Below are 16,527 nucleotides of genomic sequence, written 5' to 3'. Positions count from 1 at the left end.
GGCGGATGCGGGCGGCACGCAGGTGGCGTGCCGCCCGCGCGGCGGACTCGGGCATGGATTCGGTCTCTTTCGGTGCGGGATGCCGGGGGGCGGGATGCCGGCGGCGTCCTTCCACACGTCTAACACGCCACTGCCGCCGATTATTCCAGTCCATTCCCGTGCCCGGGCGGCACCCTGGGCGACCAGGGGCGGGGGACTAGGGCCCCTCGCAGACGATGGCGGTCATGAAGGGCGCGGCATGTTCGACGCCGGCCTTGCTGCCGGCCGCCTGCAGGGCCTTGCGGACCGTCTCCATGCGGGCCACCACGACGGCGCCGTAGACCGGCTTGCCGTGGGGCGTGCCCTTGCCGGCGCGGAAGGCGGGATTGCCGGCTTCGTAGGCGAAGATGGCGAAGACATTGAGGTCGAAGGCGCTCAGGGTGGCGTCGCGGGCCGGCCAGAATGCATTGACCGAATCGGGTTCCACATGCATCGGCTCCGGGTCGATCAGGTGCTGGTTGCGCAGCATGGCGAAGAACTGGCCCGGGGTCTGGCCGCACGCCAGCGCGGTATCGAGGGGCGCGGCGTGGACCAGGGCGGGGGCCGCCGCCAGCAGCAGGCCGAGGATGGGGTATTTCATGGGGCGTTACTCTACCCGACGCCGTGCGCCGCCGGCCGGCGGCGCCGCCGGTCAGGGCAGCACCAGTCCGTCGCCCGCTTCGGCGGCCAGGTCCCGCGCGACCGCCGCGAGCCGCTCGGGCGCCAGCACCAGTGCCTGGTCGACGGCTTCGGCAAGCTGCGCGGCCGTGACTGCGCCGGGGGCGCCGGCGCTCTCCCAGCATTCGGCGAAGGCGGCCGCCTTGCTGGCGGCGGGTGCCTGTCCCGGAAAGGCCAGGTTCAGGCGCGGCAGGCCGAATGCCATGGCCACGATGCGTCCGTGCAGGCTGCTGCCGGCATAGGCGCGGGCGTGGGCGATCACGGCGCAGATGTCCCAGATGTCGAGCGAGCGCAGCAGCAGTGGTGGCGCGGACAAGCGCTGGGCCAGGCGCGCGTAGACGCGCGGGTCGTCGTGCCAGGGTGCCGCGCCGGCACGGAACAGCACGATGCCGCAGCCGCTCGCGCGCGCGGCGCGGTCGAGGCCGGCGGCGAGGGTGTCGAGAGTGGTGTCGTCGCCGAAGTCGGCGCTGAACTGCACCGCGAGATAGCCGTGCGCGAACGCCGCCAGCGCACGCGCCGGTTCGCCCCGGCGCGCGCGCTGGCGGATGGCGTCGCCGAACAGCGCTGCCACCAGCGCGGCCGCGTCCGGCACCAGCCGTGCGGCGATGCCGTTGGCGGCGAGGATGGCGCGGGTGCGCGCATCGCGTACGCTGACGCCGGCCGCGGCGCGCAACTTGTCCAGCACCTCGGCGCGCAGGCCGGCCTCGCGCCGGTCCAGGTCGATGCCGCCGATCGCGTGGTAGAGGATGGCAGTCGATGCGGGGAACAGCGCGGGCGGGGCGGTGTAGGGCGCCAGCGCATCGGTGCCGAGCTGCGCACGCGCCCAGGCGCGGCGCGCCTCCGCATGCACGCCGAGCTTGGTGGCGGCCTGGGCGGCCGGCACCGGCGGCAACAGCATCACCGCCGCTTCCCAGCCCTCGCAGCAGAGGATCTCGCCGCCGACGTGGATCAGGTGCGCCGGTGGCGGCCCGGGCTGCGCGGCGATACGGGCGAGGGTGTCCACGCGGTGACCGCCGAACGGCGTCAGGTCCCGCTCGGCCAGGCCGGCGTGGCGCAACGGCCGGCCTGCCAGCAGGCGGTCCAGCACGTGGGGCAGCAGCATGTCGCCGAAGTTGTGGCGGTCGAAGGCGCCGAACAGGACGTCGGGCGGCCCGGCGGGAAGGAGGTCGGACACAAGGTCGGACACGGGGTCGGACAAGGGATGGGAGCACCGTGGAACTGCCTACAGCATACCCGCGCCGCGGCCGCGGCGCTGGCTCTCGTCCCTCCGCGCCTGCGCCGCCGCGGGCACTTCGGCGCGGCGGCTGCCGCGGGCCTACAATGATCCGCTTTCCGCCCGCGCCTTCGGTCTTCCGCTTTCCGCCCGATGAACCCGCACGATGTGACCCCGCCTCCCAGCGACGATGTCGTCGCCGACCCGGCCGCACGGACCACGCGCCCTTCGCCGGTGCAGCGCGCCCTGTCCATCCTGCGCGCGCTGTCCGACCCGCAGGTGCGCCGCCTGTCCGACGTGGCGCGCACCACGGGGCTGGATCCGGCCACCGCCTCGCGCCTGCTCGACATGCTGGTGCAGGAGGGCTTCGCCACCCGCGACGACAAGCGCCGCTACGGCATCGGACCCGAGGTGTTCCAGCTCGCCGACGTGGCGCAGCGCCGCGTCGACCTGCGCACGCTGGCGCGGCCGAGCCTGGAGCGGCTGGCGGACGAGTTCGAGGACACCGCCATCCTGACCGAAGCCAGCCGCGGCGAGGCGGTGTGCTCCGACATCGAGCTGGGTACCTATCCGATCCGCGCCAATTATGTCGAGATCGGCACGCGGCGCCCGCTCGGCGTGGGGGCGGGCAGCCTCGCGGTGCTGGCCTGGTTGCCGGCACTGGAGCGGGCGCGGCGCCTGCAACAGGGGGCGCGCAAGCTGGCCGCCTTTCCGCGCCTGACGCCGCAGGGCCTCGCCGCCGAGATCGAGGCCGCGCGGGCGCGCGGCCATGTGCTGTTCCTCGACTGGGTGGTGGAGCAGATGGGGGGCATCGCAGTGCCGCTGCTGGACTATGAAGGCCGCCCGTTGGGCGCGCTCAGCATCGCCGCCCTCAGCGAGCGCATCCGCGCACGCGAGGCGCGCCTGGCCCGGCGCCTGAAGGAGGAAGCGCGGCGCGTCACCAGTGCCTGGACGCGGCGGGCGGGGCCGCGCTAGCGTCCGCGCAGCAGCGGGGCCAGCGCATCCGGGATTTCCACTTCGAAGCGCAGCACGGCGCTGGCGAGCGCCTTGCCGTAGTTGTCGAGCGCGAGGCTGCGCGACACGCCGCCGCCCAGCGCGCCCTCGGCGACGAAATTGAGCACCTGCAGCCCGTCGACCGCGTAGCGCGTCACCGCGCCGGTGATCACGCCGCCGTAGAGCGCGCGGAAGGCATCTGCGCTGAGCTGCGCCTTCAGGTGGGGATAGAAGGCCGGGTCGTAGGCGATCACGGCCGTGTTGGAGGTATTGCCTTTGTCGCCGGAGCGGGTGTGCGCCAGGCGCCGGAGCGGGACACGCATGGGGGACCTCGGGGTTCGGAGGGTCAGAGGAAATGGATGCGGGACGTCACCAGGCCGCGCGGCACCAGCGCGGACCACACGCCGATGATCTCGCGCGTGCGGTCCTGGTGCGGCACGCGCTTGCCGGTGGAGGCGAGGCCGCACACCGCCATGCTGTCGATCTCGCGGCCGACCTTGGCGGCCTCCTCGCGGGTGCGGGTGCGCGCGGCCACGCGCACCGCGATCTCGTTGGGCTCGCAGGCGGGCGCGGGCGAGGCGGCGCCATGGATGGCGTTGACGCCGAGGAAGTCGATGCGCAGTTCGTCGGCCTGCAGGCCGGCCATGGCGAAGCGGTGCTCGAGGATGGTCTTGGCCAGGCGCGCCTTGTCGAGGCAGCCGGGCCCGGCGTAGAAGAACATGTCCTCGCCGATGAAGCCCTCGGTGCAGCCCAGCGAGACCTTGAGCGTATCGGTGCACGGGCTGCCGGAGACGCCGTGGATGCGGACCCGGTCGGGCCCGGCCTGCTCCAGCACGGCGGTGGAGAAGTCGACCACCACGTCGGGTGTGATGTAGCGGCCGGGATCGTGGACCTCGTAGAACATCTGCTCCTTGACCGTCTGCAGGTCGATGCGCCCGCCGGTGCCGTCGACCTTGCCGATCACGGCGCTGCCGTCGGCATCGACCTCGGCGATGGGGAAGGCCAGGTTCCAGGGCTCCGGCACATCCTTGTAGCCGGGATCGCCGAAATAGCCGCCGGTGACCTGGGCGCCGCACTCCAGCAGGTGGCCGATGGCGCTGCCGCGGGCCAGCCGTGCGGTGTCGGCGGGATCCCAGCCGAAATGGTGGATCATCGGCGCCAGGAACAGCGAAGGGTCGGCGACACGGCCGGTGACCACGATCTGCGCGCCGGCGCGCAGCGCCGCCACGATCGGCGCGGCGCCCTCGTAAGGCTCGGCGCTGATCAGCGTGCCGCGCAGGCTCGCTACCGGTGCGCCGCTTTCCAGCAGCGTCAGCGGCAGGTCGCAGATGGTGCCGGTCAGGTCGGTGGTGGTGATGGCGGCGATCTTCACGCCGCGCAGCCCGAGTTCCTCGCACAGCTCGGCGATGCGCCGCGCCGCGCCGAGCGGGTTGATCCAGCCCTGGTTGGAGATGATGCGCGTGCCGCGGGCGATGCAGTCCGGCAGCACCGCGCGCATGCGCTCGTCCAGGTAGCTGTCGTAGCCGGCGAAGGCGGGGTCGCGCCGCTTGCGCACCTGTGCCGCGGAGACCGTGGCCTCGGCCATGGTCTCGAAGCACAGGTAGTCGAGCCGGCCGTGGCGCGCGCTGAGCGCGGCGGGTTCGACGCGGTCGCCCCACCAGCCCGAGCCCGAGCCGATGCGCAATGGTTGGGTGGAGGTCATGGTCTGGTACGGAATCCGAGGGTTGCAGGGAAGATGGCGCGCGCTGGCGCGGCGGAGCCGGCCGGCCTCACTGCACCGTGATGCCGGCCTGGCGGATCACGGCCGACCACTTGGCGGTATCGGCCCGCAGGATGGCGGCGAAGGCCGCCGGACTATCGCCGCCCGGCTCGGCGCCGAGCTGCTGGATACGCTGGCGCACCTCGGGCAGCGCCAGCACCTTGGCCACGGCCTGCTGCAGCTTGCCGACGCGCTCGGCGGGCGTGCCGGCCGGCGCCAGCAGGCCGAACCAGGAATTGACTTCGTAGCCTGGCAGGCCCGACTCGGCGAAGGTCGGCACCTCGGGCAGCACGGCCGAGCGCTGCTTGCCGGTCACGGCCAGCGCGCGCACCTTGCCGGCCTGGATCTGCGCCAGCGCCGACGGCAGGTTGTCGAACATCAGGTTGACCTGGCCGGCGAGCAGGTCCGTCATGGCCGGGGCCGCGCCCTTGTAGGGGACGTGCTGCATGGTGATGCCGGCCATGCGGTCGAGCAGTTCGCCGGACAGGTGGGGCGAGCCGCCGGTGCTGGTGGATGCGTAGTTGATCTTGCCCGGCTCGCGGCGGGCCAGCGCGATCACATCGGCGACCGAGCCCACCGGCAGGGTCGCGTTGGTCATCAGCACATTGGGGGAGTTGGCCACCAGCGTGACCGGGGCGAAATCGCGCGCGCTGTCGTAGGGCATGCGCGCGTACAGGAACTGGTTGGTGACCTGGGTGCCGAGCGTGCCCATCAGCAGCGTATAGCCGTCGGGCGCCGCCTTGGCCACCACCTCGGCGCCGATGTTGCCGCCCGCGCCGGGGCGGTTGTCGATCACCACCGGCTGGCCCAGCGCATCGCCCAGTTTCTGCCCGACCACGCGCGCCAGGATGTCGGTGGTGCCGCCGGGCGTGAACGGCACCACCAGCCGCAGCGGCTTGTCGGGGAAGGTTTCGGCACGGGCGCCGGTGCCGGCCAGCGTGACGAGGACGAGCGCTGCCAGCAGCGCTGGCGCGCGGCGCGGGAGGTTCTGCATGGTTGTCTCCTTGCCGGAGTGTCCGCGGCGCCTGGGCCGGGTCTCCGGTCTGTTTCGATCAATGAAATCGTTGCCGGAGATGGTAGGCAGAGTCCTGCCGCCAGGTCAAAAAAGGCGCGGCTTTTTTCACTGAACGAAAAAAAGCCGCGCCGATCGGGGAGCGGATCGGCGCGGCGGGGGATCGAAGCGGGAAGGTTGCCTGCCGCAGGTGGCGGCAGGGACGGAGCAGGCCGGGTCGGCAGAGCCCTGGCTGTCGCCGGCGCCATGCCGGCGGGGCAAGGCGTTCAGTAGCCGTAGGAGACGGGGGCCGGATAGTAGCCCTGCGCTTGCGGCGCGCAGGGGACGTAGGCGCCCTGGTAGCCGTTGTAGCAATAGCCCGGGGGCACCTGTGGCGCGGCGTAGGCGACCGGCGCCGGCGGCGGCGCGTAGGCCGGCGCGTAGGCGACCGGAGCGGGCGCGATCACGGCCGGCGCGGCGACGGCCGCGCCGACTGCCAGGCCGACCAGGGCACCCACGGCCAGCGCGATGCCGGCGCCGCCGCCACCACCACGATAGCGCTCGTGGGCCGACGCCGGACCGGCGGCGAGCAGGGAGGTGCAGACCAGGGCGGCGGCGGTGATACGGATCAGGTTGCGCATGGCAGGCTCCTTCAAGAGCGGTGGGGCGATGATTGAATGATGGCCCAGGAACCGGCCGCGAGATGTTTCCGCCGCGTGAGCAGGTGTAAGGCTTGTAACGGCAGCCTGCAAGACGGCGGGAGCGGGCCGGGCCGCCGCGCGCGCTCGCCGTCACCGGCCATCGTCAGTTCTCAGTTGCCATTGACGTACGGCGACGGCGCGCCGTAGTACGTCGCCGGCTGGGCCGGGCAGGGCACGTAGTTGGACATCGCATTGCTGTAGCAGTAGCCGTAGGGCGCTTGCGGCCCGGCGTAGTTGGCCGAGGCCGGGGCGGGCTCCGGCTTCGACGGCGCGGTCACCGCGGACAGCACTGCCGCGCCGACCAGCAGGCCCAGGCCGATGCCCAGCACGGCACCGAGGCTGGGACCGTCGCCACGGCGGTGCTGGCCGTGGCGATCACGATCACGGTCGTGGTCGCGGTCGCGGCTCCAGTCACGGCCACGGTCGCGGTTCCAGTCGCGGTCGCGGTCGTAGGCCGAGGCCGATCCCGCGGCCATCATCGCCGCGCAGGCCAGGACAGTGGCAGTGATGCGGAACGGGTGCGACATGGCGGTCTCCTCGGGGTCGGCCAGGCTTTGTCTTGTTCAAGTGCTGGATGGATCATGGGCCACGCTTCGGGTGTCAGGTGTTACCGACATGCGAATAGATGTAAGCAGGGCGGCCATGTCTGTAACAGATTGCTAGTACCTCACCCGGACGAGGGGAATGAAGCAGGGGAAAAGCGCCGGAGAGTGGCTGCAGAGGGGGGGCGATGCGGAGCGCAAGCGGCAGCGGAAGCGGGTCGACGGGGCGCGACGCAGCCAGGATTCAGCGCAGCGGGCCGCGCGCCTGCCGCCAGTCGCCCGCGGGTGCGGCGCCCGCCTGCCGTCCGCCGCCGTGCCGTTCGTGCCGGCGGCCCAGCCACCAGCCCAGTGCGGCCCAGGCGAGGGCCAGGCCGGCACCGGTCAGCGCCACCACGGCGGGGTGGCCGGAGATGGCGTCGATGGCGGTCTTGGCCCAGGCGCTGACCGCATCGCCGGCACGGTAGATGGTGGTGTCGATGACGTTCTTGGCCTTGTACTTGGTCTCGGCATCGACCACCGTGAACAGCATTTCGCGGCCGGGCCGCAGCAAGGCGTACTCGCCGACGCGGCGCAGCACCATGGCCCCGGCCAGCACGCCGAAGGTGGGCCACCAGGCCAGCACCAGGAAGCCGGCGGCGACGGCCAGCGGCACCGCTGTCAGCAGCACGCCCACGCCGTAGCGGCGGGCGATGCGGCCGGAGAGGAAGAGCTGCACGGCGATGGTCAGCGCCTGCACGGTGGCGTCGATGGCACTGAATACCTGGGTCTGCCGCACGCGGCTGGGGAAGGCCTGCGCCACCAGCCGGGCCTGCTCGAAGTAGAGGAAGGTGCTGGCGGTGGCCAGCAGGATCACGAACAGGCTGATGCCCAGCAGATAGGGCGAGCGCGCGACCAGCGTCAGGCCGCCCCACAGGCCGCCGCCGATCGGCCGGCCCGGATCCTGGGGCGCGGCACCGGCATCGCCCGCCACGGCACCGGCACCGGCACCGGCACCGGCACCGGCGCGCCCGCGCCAGCGGAACAGCCAGCCGGTCGCCGGCACGGTGGCGGCCAGCAGGGCCGCGCAGCACAGCATCAGTCCGGTCAGGCCGATGCGCGGCACCAGCCAGGCGCCGGCCAGCGGGCCGGCCAGCCCGCCGGCGCTGGCGCCGGCCGCGAGCAGGCCGAACAGGCGCCTGGCCTGTTGCGGGCGGAACACGTCGGCCATCAGGCTCCAGCCGACCGAGACTACGAACAGGTTGAAGACCGACAGCCAGACGTAGAAGGCGCGCGCCAGCCGGACATCGTCCGGCGCCAGCCGCGTGGCCAGGGCGAAACCCAGCAGGTTGGCGACGAAGAAGGCATTGACCCAGGGCACGAAGCGCTGCCGCGGCAAGTGCGCGCTGCAGGCGCCATAGAGCGGGATGGCCGCCAGCATCACCGCGAAGGTGGCGGTGAACAGCCACTGCAGGTTCTGCACGCCGCCGGCGATACCCATGGTCTCGCGCACCGGCCGCAGCATGAAGTAGCCGGCGAACAGGCAGAAGAAGAACAGGAATCCGGCTGCCACCGCCGCGCCTTCGCCCGGCGCGATGCCGAGGCCGCGCCCGCGGCGCGGCGATGGCGCGGGAGCCGGCGGGCCCTCGGGTGCGCCGGCGCCGGCAGGAGAAGCGGGGTCGCGCATGGCGGGGGCGGGGAGCTGGCGCTTCAGCCCAGCAGGGCCGCGATGCGCGCGCGCTCGCGCGCGTCCGGCATGCGGCCGCTGCCGGCGCCCAGGTTGTCCGCCATATTGCGCGCCTTGCCGGTGGCGGGCACGGCCGCCGTGACCGCCGGATGGCCGACCACGAACTTGAGGAAAAGCTGGGCCCAGGAGGCGCAGTCGATCTCGGCCGCCCACGGCGGCAGCGGCCTGTCCTTGACCGCGGCGAACAGGCGGCCGTCCTGGAAGGGGCGGTTGACCAGTACCGCCACGCCGCGCTCCTGGCACAGGGGCAGCAGGGTCCTCTCCGCGCCGCGCTCGCCCAGCGAATAATTGCATTGGACGAAGTCGACGGGCTCGCTGCGCACGATGTCGGCGAGCGCGTCCTGCGCGTCGTCCCGGTAGTGGGTGACGCCGGTGTAGCGGATGCTGCCCTGCTCCTTGAGCTGGCGCAGCCAGCGCAGGTTGTTGCGCCAGTCGATCAGGTTGTGCACCTGCAGCAGGTCGATCTTGTCGGTGCGCAGGTCGCGGCGCGACTGCGCCCACTGCGCTTGCGCGGGCTCGCCGGCCGGCGCCGAGATCTTGGTGGCCAGGAAGACCTTGCCGCGGCCGTGGGCGGCCTGCAGCAGGTCCCCGATGACCGCTTCGGCGTTGCCGTAGCTGGGCGCCGTGTCGAGCACGGAGCCGGCCTGTGCCAGCAGCAGCGCCATGACCTCGGCCAGCGGTGCGCGCTCGGCGGCGCTGCCGCCGACATCGAAGGTGCGTGCGCTGCCCATGCCGATCACCGGCAGCCGTTCGCCGCTGGCCGGGATGGCGCGCCGCAGGGGCCCGGCCGCTGCCGCGCGGCGCGGCAGGGCCGCGCCCAGGCCGCCGCCCAGGGCGGTGGCGAGGCCGGTGCAGAGGCCGAGGAAGCGGCGGCGGTCGACGGGCATGGTCTCCCTTGGCGCGGCGGCGATGCTCTGACCATAGCGGCTGCCGGCAGGCAAGTAAACCTGGGCGGGCGGGTGGCTCCGGGTCAACTCTCGATTGCCAAACCGGTTATCCAGTAGAACAATCGCGATCCAGAACGAGGCGAGGCCGGCACCACCCGGCGGGCCGGACGGAACGGGAGAGATGGATGGAATATTGCCAGCGGTCAGGAGCCCTGCCGCCCCGGCTTGACAACGGCCGTCGGCGCGCCGGGCCAGCGACCCGGTCCGCGCGGAGGGCCGGGCCGTGATACTGACCCGCATGCTCGGCGTGCTGTTCGACGGGATCGCCTACGGCAGCCTGCTGTTCCTCGTCAGCGTGGGACTGTCGGTCACCATGGGCCTGATGAACGTCGTCAACCTCGCCCACGGTGCTTTCGCCATGGCCGGCGGCTACCTGGCGGTGGTGCTGATGAGCCGGGCCGGGGTGCCGTTCCTGGCGGCGCTGCCGCTGGCCTTCGCCGGCGCCGCCGTGCTGGGCTGGGTGCTGGAGCGCACCCTCTACCGCCGCCTCTACCAGGCCAGCCACCTCGACCAGGTGCTGTTCTCGATCGGCCTGACCTTCGTCGCCATGGCCGGCGCCACCTACCTGTTCGGGCCGGGCCAGCAGCCGGTCGAGCTGCCTGCCATGCTGCGCGGGCAGGTGCGGCTGGGCGCGCTCGAGCTGGGTGTGTACCGGCTGTTCCTGATCGCACTGGTGGTGGTCATCACGGTGCTGCTCGGCTGGCTGGTGGCGCGCACGCGCTTCGGCGCCCAGGTGCGCGCCGCGGTCGACAACCAGCAGGCCGCGCGCGGGCTGGGCATCGACGTGGGCCGGGTGTTCAGCCTGACCTTCGCGCTGGGCTCGGGGCTGGCCGGGCTGGGCGGCGCGCTCGGCATCGACGTGCTGGGGCTCGATCCGGCCTTCCCGCTCAAGTACATGGTGTATTTCCTGCTGGTGGTGGCGGTCGGCGGCGCGGGCACGATCCGCGGGCCGCTGCTGGCCGCGCTGGTGCTGGGTGTGGCCGACGTGGCCGGCAAGTACTACGTGCCGGAGATCGGCGCCTTCGTGATCTACGCGATGATGGTGCTGCTGCTGGTGCTGTTCCCGGCCGGCCTGTATGGGAGGCGGGCATGAGTCCTATCGATGGAGGGCAGGAAACCGCCGCCTCCGTGGGCGGGCGCCGTGGCGCCGGCGCGGCGCCGGAGCTGCCGGATGGCCGCTGGCATCCCGCGGAAGCCGTGTTCTGGCTGCTGCCGGTGGCGGCCTTCTTCCTGCTGCCCGACTACCTGATGCTGGGCAGCCAGGTCCTGATCACCGGCCTGTTCGCGCTGTCGCTCGACCTGATCCTCGGTTATGCGGGCATCGTCTCGCTCGGCCATGCGGCCTTCTTCGGCCTGGGCGCCTATACCGCCGGCCTGCTGGCGGCGCATGGCTGGGGCGAGCCCTTGAGCGGCCTGCTGGCGGCGGCGCTGGCGGGCGCCGCGGCGGGTTGGGGCAGCAGCTTCCTGGTGGTGCGCGGCGGCGACCTGACGCGGCTGATGGTGACGCTGGGCATCGGCCTGATGCTGTTCGAGGCGGCCAACAAAGCGGCTTTCCTCACCGGCGGCGTCGACGGCCTGTCCGGTGTCAGCATGGGCAAGCTGTTCGGCCTGTTCGAGTTCGACCTGTTCGGCAAGACCGCCTACCTGTACAGCCTGGCAGTCACCTTCGGCTTGTTCCTGCTGCTGCGCCGGCTGACCCGGTCTCCCTTCGGGCTGTCGCTGCGCGGGCTGCGCGAAGGCGCGCGGCGCATGCCGGCGCTGGGCGTGGACGTGCCGGCGCGGCTGCGCGCCGTCTATACGCTGGCGGCGGCCATCGCAGCGGTGGCCGGCGGACTGCTGGCGCAGACCACGCAATTCGTCGGCATGGATGCGCTGGGCTTTCCGCGTTCGGCCGAATTGCTGGTGATGCTGGTGCTGGGCGGCACCGGCCGCCTCTACGGTGCCCTCGCCGGGGCGGCGCTGTTCATGATCGCGCAGGACCTGCTGGCCGGCATCAACCCGGTCTACTGGCAGTTCTGGATCGGCCTGCTGCTGATGGCGATGGTGCTGTTCGCGCGCGGCGGCCTGATGGGCGCGCTGGACGCCTGGCGCGCGCGTGCACGGGCCGGCAAGGAGCAGGCATGACGCGCGAACTGCGGACCGAAGGCCTGTCGAAGTCCTGGGGCGGCTTCCTCGCCAACAGCGAGGTCACGCTGCGCTTTCCGCCCGGCGCGCGCCATGCCCTGATCGGACCCAACGGTGCCGGCAAGACCACCTTCATCAACCTGCTGACCGGGGTGCTGGCGCCCAGTGCCGGCCGCATCTGGCTCGGCGACGAAGAGATCACGCGCCTGCCCCAGCACGCGCGCGTGCGGCGCGGCATGACGCGCACCTTCCAGATCAATACGCTGTTTCCTGGGCTGACCGTGCTCGAATCGGTGGTGCTGGCGGTCGCCGAGCGCACCGGTGCCTCGCGCATCTGGTCGCGCACGGTGGCCTCGCAGCGCGCGCTGGCGGACGAGGCGATGGCGGTGCTGGCGGCGCTGGGCCTGGAGCGCGAGGCGGACACTGTGACCCGCGCCTTGCCCTATGGCAAGCAGCGGCTGGTGGAGATCGCACTGGCGCTGGCCACGCGGCCGTCCATCCTGCTGCTGGACGAGCCGGCCGCGGGCATCCCGGCGGGAGAGAGCGCCGAGCTGTTCGCCGTCATCGACGCGCTGCCGGCCGATATCACGGTGCTGTTCATCGAGCACGACATGAACCTGGTATTCCGTTTCGCGCGCCGCATCACGGTGCTGGTCGGCGGGCGCGTGCTGACCGAGGGCACGCCGGCCGAGATCGCCGCCGATCCGCGCGTGCGCGAGGTCTACCTGGGGGAGGCGGCCCATGGCTGAACTGCTGCGCGTCGAAGGGCTGGCTGCCGGCTACGGCGAGGCCACCGTGCTGGAAGGAATCGACCTGGCATTGCAGGCCGGCGACAGCCTGGCGCTGCTGGGCCGCAATGGCGTCGGCAAGAGCACGCTGCTGGCCACGCTGATGGGCTTCACGCGCCAGCGCGCGGGCATGCTGCGCTGGCGCGGCGCCGACCTGGCGCGGCTGGCCCCGCACCAGCGTGCCCGCGCCGGCCTGGGCTGGGTGCCGCAGGAACGCTGGATGTTCCCCTCGCTGAGCGTCGAGGAGCACCTGAGCGCGGTGGCGCGCCCCGGCTACTGGAGCGTGGCGCGCGTGTACGAGTTGTTCCCACGCCTGCAGGAGCGCCGCGCCAACCTGGGCCACCAGCTGTCCGGCGGCGAACAGCAGATGGTGGCGATCGCGCGCGCGCTGATGACCAACCCGGCGCTGCTGCTGCTCGACGAACCGATGGAAGGGCTGGCGCCGATCATCGTGCAGGAACTGCAGCGCGTGATCGGCCGGCTGATCGCCGGCCAGCTCGCCGGCGAGGCCGGCATGGCCGTGATCCTGGTGGAGCAGCATGCGCGCCTGGCGCTGTCGATGACGGCCCGAGGCATGGTGCTGGAGCGCGGGCGCGTGGTGCATGCCGGGACCAGCACGGAACTGCTGGCGGATGCCGGGCGGCTGGATCGCTTGCTGGGGGTGGGGTAGGGAGCAGGGCCGGCGTTGGCTGCCGTCCCTGCTGCCGTCCCTGCTGCCGTCCCGCTACTTGCCGGAGTCCTTGACTTCCGGGAACTTGTCGAACTCGACGTTCTGCAGTTCGCCGCCGACCTTTTCCACGCGGCGGATGTACACCGTCTGCACCACGTCGCGCGTGGCCGGGTCGATGTAGATCGGGCCGCGCGGGCTGGTCAGCTTCATGCCCTTGAAGGCCGCCATCATCTTGTCGGCATCGGTGCTGCCGCCGTTCTTGCGGATCGCTTCGTAGATCGCGGCCATGCCGTCATAGGCGGCGACCGCCATGAAGTTGGGGCGCCCGGCGCCGGGGTTGGTTTCGGCGAAAGCCTTCAGGAAGGCCTTGTTCTCGGGCGAGTCGTGCGCCATCGAGTAGTGGAAGGAGGTGATCACGCCCAGGGTGGCGTCGCCCATCGCCGGCAGTACGTGGTCGTCGGTCAGGTCGCCGGTGGCGATCACGCGGATGCCCGCATCGGCCAGGCCGCGTTCGCGGAAGCCCTTCATGAAGGCGACGCCCTGCTCGCCGGCCGGCAGGAACAGGAATACGGCCTCGGGGCGCGCGTCCTTGATGCGCTGGATGAAGGGGGCGAACTCGGGGTTGCGCAGCGGCACCCGGATCGATTCCACCACCTGGCCGCCGCCGCCGATGAAGTTGGTCTTGAACGCGGTCTCGGCATCGATGCCGGGCGCGTAGTCGGCCACCAGGGTGACCACCTTGCGCAGCTTGTTCTTGACCGCCCAGGCGGCCATCGGCGCCGACACCTGGGGCAGGGTCATCGAGACGCGCGTGATGTAGCTGGATTTGGTGGTGATCACCGACGATGCCGCGTTCATGATGACCATCGGCTTCCTGGCCTGGTCCGCCACCGGGGCCACCGCCAGCGCTTCGGGCGTGAGCCCGAAGCCGGCCAGGATGTCGACCTTGTCGCGCACCACCAGCTCCTGCGCCAGCCGCTTGGCCACCTCGGGCACCGGCCCGGTGGTGTCTTTCAGGATCACCGTCACCTTGCGGCCCGCCACGCTGTCGCCATGCACCTTCTGGTAGGCCTTGATGCCGCCCTCCATCTGCTTGCCGTAGTCGGCGAAGCTGCCGGAGAAGGGCGCGATCAGGCCGATCTTGACCGGTTCGGCCGCGCCGGCGGCGGCTGGCAGCAGGGCGACGGTGCTGAGCGTGGCGGCGGCCAGGACGGCGGCCGCGCGCAGCAAGGGTGCAGGCTTCATGGAATGGTCTCCTGGTGGCGCGGCTCGCATGGCCGCATCGACCTCGCAGTGTAGGGGCGGGCGCGCCACATGACAATGCCGGCCTTGCCGGGGGGACGGGCCGTGCCAGTGCGCCATGCGAAAGCCCCCGGATCGAAAGACACCCCCGATCGGCCGCGCCTCCAGGCCGTATGCTCGGCTGTGCTTTCTCTGGCGCAATGGACTAACATGCCCGGCGGGACCATCATCTGCCACGCAGCGGGAGTCAGCCATGGCCAAGCGGGAACGCAGCGCGCGCGTGCTGCAGGAAGAAGCGAGCCGGCGCATCCAGAAGGTCGACGAGATCGCCGACGAGGGCGCCAGGATCCGGGTGCCGCTGCCCCAGGCGCATCCGCGCGACGCGCGCGGGCGCAACTGGGACATCAAGGGGATCGGCAAGGGGTCGGGCCACGAGCGTGCCGTGCGCGAGGTGGTCGACCGCCTGCGCGACGAGTTCGACCTGGGCGAGGCGCCCGCCGGCTCGGCGCCGAATCCCTTCGGCGACTGAGGCGGCCGCGGGGCGCGCCGGCGCGGGGCCTCAGCCCAGCAGCGTGGCCAGGCCCAGCGTCAGCAGCAGGGCCACCACCGAGATCACGGTTTCGCAGACCGTCCAGGTCTTCAGGGTCTGCGGCACCGTCATGTTGAAGTACTCCTTGACCAGCCAGAAGCCGCCGTCGTTGACGTGCGACAGGATCAGCGAGCCGGCGCCGGTGCTCAGCACCAGCAGTTCCGGGTGGGTGCCCGGCACGCTGGCGGCGATCGGCGCGACGATGCCGGCGGCGGTGGTCATGGCGACCGTGGCCGAGCCGGTGGCGATGCGGATCAGCACCGCGACCAGCCAGCCCAGCACCAGCACCGAGACGTTGGCGCCGGTGGCCACGTCGACGATGGCGTTGGAGATGCCCGAGTCGCGCAGGATGCGGCCGAAGCCGCCGCCGGCGCCGACCACCAGCGTGATGATGGCGACCGGCGCCACGCATTCGTTGGTGAACTTGAGGATGGTATCGCGGTTGAAGCCGCGCGCGCGGCCGAAGGTGTACAGGCTGACCAGCACGGCAATCAGCAGGGCCATCACCGAATTGCCGATCAGCTTGACGAAGTCGTTGGCGAAGGTCTTGGGCGTGGTGAACAGGTCGGCCCAGCTGCCCAGCAGCATCAGGAACACCGGCAGCAGGATGGTGAAGACGGTGATGCCGAAGCCCGGCAGCTCGTGCGAGGCCTTGACGCCCTCGTCCTCTTCGGTGAACTGTGCGGCGAGCGGGTTGACCTCCGGCAGCTTGACGTAGCGGTCCATCAGCTTGGCGAACAGCGGGCCGGCGATGGCCGCGGTCGGGATGCCGACGATCAGCGCGTACAGGATGGTCCGGCCGATGTCCGCGCCGTAGGCGGTCACGGCCAGCAGCGCGGCCGGGTGCGGCGGAATCAGGCCGTGCACCACCGACAGGCCGGCCACCATCGGCAGGCCGACCAGCACCATCGAGGTGCCGGTGCGCTTGGCGACGTTGAAGGCGATCGGGATCAGCAGCACGAAGCCGACCTCGAAGAACACCGGCAGGCCGACGATGAAGGCGATGGTGACCATTGCCCAGTGCACGTTCTTTTCGCCGAAGAAATCGATCAGCGTGCGCGCGATGCGCTCGGCGCCGCCGGACTCGGCCATCATCTTGCCGAGCATGGTGCCCAGGCCCACCACCAGCGCGATGTGGCCGAGGGTGCCGCCGACGCCGGCCTCGAAGGACTTGATGATGTCGCCCATCGGCATGCCGACGGCAAAGCCGAGCAGCACCGAGACCGTCACCAGCGTGATGAAGGGATTCAGTTTGTAGCGTGCGATCAGCACGACGAGCGCGATCACGGCGATCAGCGCATAGACCAAGAGCGTGGTTCCGGTGACGGCACCCATATTGTCTCCTTGTATGGCACGGCTCCCGGCCGTGCACTTCCGCTGCGGATGCGGCCGCGCCCTGCGCGGCGCCGCGCGCCGGCATGGGCGCCGTGCGCAGGGCGCCGCCCGGCGGGGCGGCTGCGATGGAAAGCTGAAAAAAAGAAAAAGAAAAGGCTCGAATCAGGCCGTGCCGGCGCCTGCTGCAAGGCTCCCGGGCCATCCGGGGCGCCCG

17 protein-coding genes are annotated in these 16,527 nt (G+C 71.8%); 6 read left to right on the top strand and 11 right to left on the bottom strand.

From position 1 onward, the window contains the following. Positions 1–196: 196 nt before the first annotated feature. Both BKK81_RS30665 and BKK81_RS30660 read right to left on the bottom strand, forming a co-directional pair. Positions 197–619, bottom strand: coding sequence for a hypothetical protein (locus BKK81_RS30665; RefSeq protein ID WP_071020837.1), 423 nt, complete (start codon positions 617–619; stop codon positions 197–199). A gap of 51 nt (positions 620–670) precedes the next feature. Next, positions 671–1,870: a polysaccharide pyruvyl transferase family protein gene (locus BKK81_RS30660; RefSeq protein WP_071022684.1), complete on the bottom strand. Its 1,200-nt coding sequence runs from the start codon at positions 1,868–1,870 to the stop codon at positions 671–673. 207 nt (positions 1,871–2,077) lie between these two features. Between BKK81_RS30660 and BKK81_RS30655 the strand changes: the two genes are divergently transcribed. After that, positions 2,078–2,884 carry an IclR family transcriptional regulator gene (locus BKK81_RS30655; RefSeq protein ID WP_071022681.1) on the top strand — a complete coding sequence of 269 codons (807 nt, stop codon included), beginning with the start codon at positions 2,078–2,080 and terminating at the stop codon, positions 2,882–2,884. Here the strand turns inward: BKK81_RS30655 and BKK81_RS30650 are convergent. The 7 genes from BKK81_RS30650 to BKK81_RS30620 all read right to left on the bottom strand — a co-directional run bounded on the left by BKK81_RS30650 (position 2,881) and on the right by BKK81_RS30620 (position 9,505). Then, entirely contained in the window at positions 2,881–3,225 is a 345-nt protein-coding gene (locus BKK81_RS30650; RefSeq protein ID WP_071020834.1) for an AtuA-related protein, read from the bottom strand. The genes BKK81_RS30655 and BKK81_RS30650 overlap by 4 nt on opposite strands. A 23-nt stretch (positions 3,226–3,248) precedes the next feature. Continuing rightward, positions 3,249–4,604: an acyclic terpene utilization AtuA family protein gene (locus BKK81_RS30645; protein WP_071020832.1), complete on the bottom strand. Its 1,356-nt coding sequence runs from the start codon at positions 4,602–4,604 to the stop codon at positions 3,249–3,251. Positions 4,605–4,671: 67 nt separating this feature from the next. Further along, complete coding sequence (locus BKK81_RS30640; RefSeq protein WP_071020829.1) at positions 4,672–5,655, bottom strand: Bug family tripartite tricarboxylate transporter substrate binding protein; 984 nt, start codon at positions 5,653–5,655, stop codon at positions 4,672–4,674. A gap of 284 nt (positions 5,656–5,939) precedes the next feature. Further along, a complete protein-coding gene (locus tag BKK81_RS30635; protein ID WP_071020826.1) occupies positions 5,940–6,293 on the bottom strand; it encodes a mechanosensitive ion channel protein MscS in 354 nt (117 codons plus the stop codon). 170 nt (positions 6,294–6,463) lie between these two features. Then, the gene (locus BKK81_RS30630) at positions 6,464–6,880 is read right to left on the bottom strand and encodes a hypothetical protein (protein ID WP_083384581.1); all 417 of its coding nucleotides are present in this window, start codon (positions 6,878–6,880) and stop codon (positions 6,464–6,466) included. 259 nt (positions 6,881–7,139) lie between these two features. Continuing rightward, the gene (locus tag BKK81_RS30625; protein ID WP_071020823.1) at positions 7,140–8,558 is read right to left on the bottom strand and encodes an NTP/NDP exchange transporter; all 1,419 of its coding nucleotides are present in this window, start codon (positions 8,556–8,558) and stop codon (positions 7,140–7,142) included. 23 nt (positions 8,559–8,581) lie between these two features. After that, positions 8,582–9,505, bottom strand: a complete 924-nt coding sequence (locus tag BKK81_RS30620; RefSeq protein ID WP_071020820.1) for an aldo/keto reductase — start codon at positions 9,503–9,505, stop codon at positions 8,582–8,584. Between the two features lie 289 nt (positions 9,506–9,794). On the opposite strand from BKK81_RS30620, the gene BKK81_RS30615 reads away from it, so the two are divergent. The 4 genes from BKK81_RS30615 to BKK81_RS30600 are packed head-to-tail and all read left to right on the top strand — an operon-like array spanning position 9,795 to position 13,147. Beyond that, the gene (locus BKK81_RS30615) at positions 9,795–10,658 is read left to right on the top strand and encodes a branched-chain amino acid ABC transporter permease (RefSeq protein WP_197524079.1); all 864 of its coding nucleotides are present in this window, start codon (positions 9,795–9,797) and stop codon (positions 10,656–10,658) included. Beyond that, positions 10,655–11,689, top strand: a complete 1,035-nt coding sequence (locus BKK81_RS30610) for a branched-chain amino acid ABC transporter permease (RefSeq protein WP_071020816.1) — start codon at positions 10,655–10,657, stop codon at positions 11,687–11,689. The genes BKK81_RS30615 and BKK81_RS30610 overlap by 4 nt, the downstream gene beginning before the upstream one ends. Continuing rightward, a complete protein-coding gene (locus tag BKK81_RS30605; RefSeq protein ID WP_071020813.1) occupies positions 11,686–12,438 on the top strand; it encodes an ABC transporter ATP-binding protein in 753 nt (250 codons plus the stop codon). The genes BKK81_RS30610 and BKK81_RS30605 overlap by 4 nt, the downstream gene beginning before the upstream one ends. Next, complete coding sequence (locus BKK81_RS30600) at positions 12,431–13,147, top strand: ABC transporter ATP-binding protein (RefSeq protein WP_071020811.1); 717 nt, start codon at positions 12,431–12,433, stop codon at positions 13,145–13,147. The genes BKK81_RS30605 and BKK81_RS30600 overlap by 8 nt, the downstream gene beginning before the upstream one ends. Before the next feature lie 54 nt (positions 13,148–13,201). On the opposite strand, the gene BKK81_RS30595 is transcribed toward BKK81_RS30600, so the two are convergent. Beyond that, positions 13,202–14,392 (bottom strand): ABC transporter substrate-binding protein, encoded by a 1,191-nt coding sequence (locus BKK81_RS30595; protein WP_071020809.1) that lies wholly within the window; start codon positions 14,390–14,392, stop codon positions 13,202–13,204. 250 nt (positions 14,393–14,642) lie between these two features. Here BKK81_RS30595 and BKK81_RS30590 point away from each other — a divergent pair, with 250 nt between their 5' ends. After that, positions 14,643–14,918, top strand: a complete 276-nt coding sequence (locus BKK81_RS30590; protein ID WP_071020807.1) for a hypothetical protein — start codon at positions 14,643–14,645, stop codon at positions 14,916–14,918. Between the two features lie 30 nt (positions 14,919–14,948). Here BKK81_RS30590 and BKK81_RS30585 read toward each other — a convergent pair whose 3' ends face one another. Then, on the bottom strand, positions 14,949–16,313 hold the full coding sequence (locus tag BKK81_RS30585) for a GntP family permease (RefSeq protein WP_071020804.1): 1,365 nt from the start codon (positions 16,311–16,313) through the stop codon (positions 14,949–14,951). Between the last annotated feature and the right edge of the window lie 214 nt (positions 16,314–16,527).

Source organism: Cupriavidus sp. USMAHM13, from assembly GCF_001854285.1.
GTDB lineage: Bacteria > Pseudomonadota > Gammaproteobacteria > Burkholderiales > Burkholderiaceae > Cupriavidus > Cupriavidus malaysiensis.
This window is presented reverse-complemented; position numbering and strand designations above follow the sequence as displayed.

Excerpts from the sequence above, each read along its gene's own strand:
- BKK81_RS30605 (WP_071020813.1), top strand. The coding sequence starts at position 11,686 with ATGACGCGCGAACTGCGGACCGAAGGCCTGTCGAAGTCCTGGGGCGGC.
- BKK81_RS30585 (WP_071020804.1), bottom strand. The coding sequence starts at position 16,313 with ATGGGTGCCGTCACCGGAACCACGCTCTTGGTCTATGCGCTGATCGCC.
- BKK81_RS30640 (WP_071020829.1), bottom strand. The coding sequence starts at position 5,655 with ATGCAGAACCTCCCGCGCCGCGCGCCAGCGCTGCTGGCAGCGCTCGTC.
- BKK81_RS30590 (WP_071020807.1), top strand. The coding sequence starts at position 14,643 with ATGGCCAAGCGGGAACGCAGCGCGCGCGTGCTGCAGGAAGAAGCGAGC.
- BKK81_RS30595 (WP_071020809.1), bottom strand. The coding sequence starts at position 14,392 with ATGAAGCCTGCACCCTTGCTGCGCGCGGCCGCCGTCCTGGCCGCCGCC.
- BKK81_RS30610 (WP_071020816.1), top strand. The coding sequence starts at position 10,655 with ATGAGTCCTATCGATGGAGGGCAGGAAACCGCCGCCTCCGTGGGCGGG.
- BKK81_RS30650 (WP_071020834.1), bottom strand. The coding sequence starts at position 3,225 with ATGCGTGTCCCGCTCCGGCGCCTGGCGCACACCCGCTCCGGCGACAAA.
- BKK81_RS30620 (WP_071020820.1), bottom strand. The coding sequence starts at position 9,505 with ATGCCCGTCGACCGCCGCCGCTTCCTCGGCCTCTGCACCGGCCTCGCC.
- BKK81_RS30645 (WP_071020832.1), bottom strand. The coding sequence starts at position 4,604 with ATGACCTCCACCCAACCATTGCGCATCGGCTCGGGCTCGGGCTGGTGG.
- BKK81_RS30625 (WP_071020823.1), bottom strand. The coding sequence starts at position 8,558 with ATGCGCGACCCCGCTTCTCCTGCCGGCGCCGGCGCACCCGAGGGCCCG.
- BKK81_RS30635 (WP_071020826.1), bottom strand. The coding sequence starts at position 6,293 with ATGCGCAACCTGATCCGTATCACCGCCGCCGCCCTGGTCTGCACCTCC.
- BKK81_RS30665 (WP_071020837.1), bottom strand. The coding sequence starts at position 619 with ATGAAATACCCCATCCTCGGCCTGCTGCTGGCGGCGGCCCCCGCCCTG.
- BKK81_RS30600 (WP_071020811.1), top strand. The coding sequence starts at position 12,431 with ATGGCTGAACTGCTGCGCGTCGAAGGGCTGGCTGCCGGCTACGGCGAG.
- BKK81_RS30630 (WP_083384581.1), bottom strand. The coding sequence starts at position 6,880 with ATGTCGCACCCGTTCCGCATCACTGCCACTGTCCTGGCCTGCGCGGCG.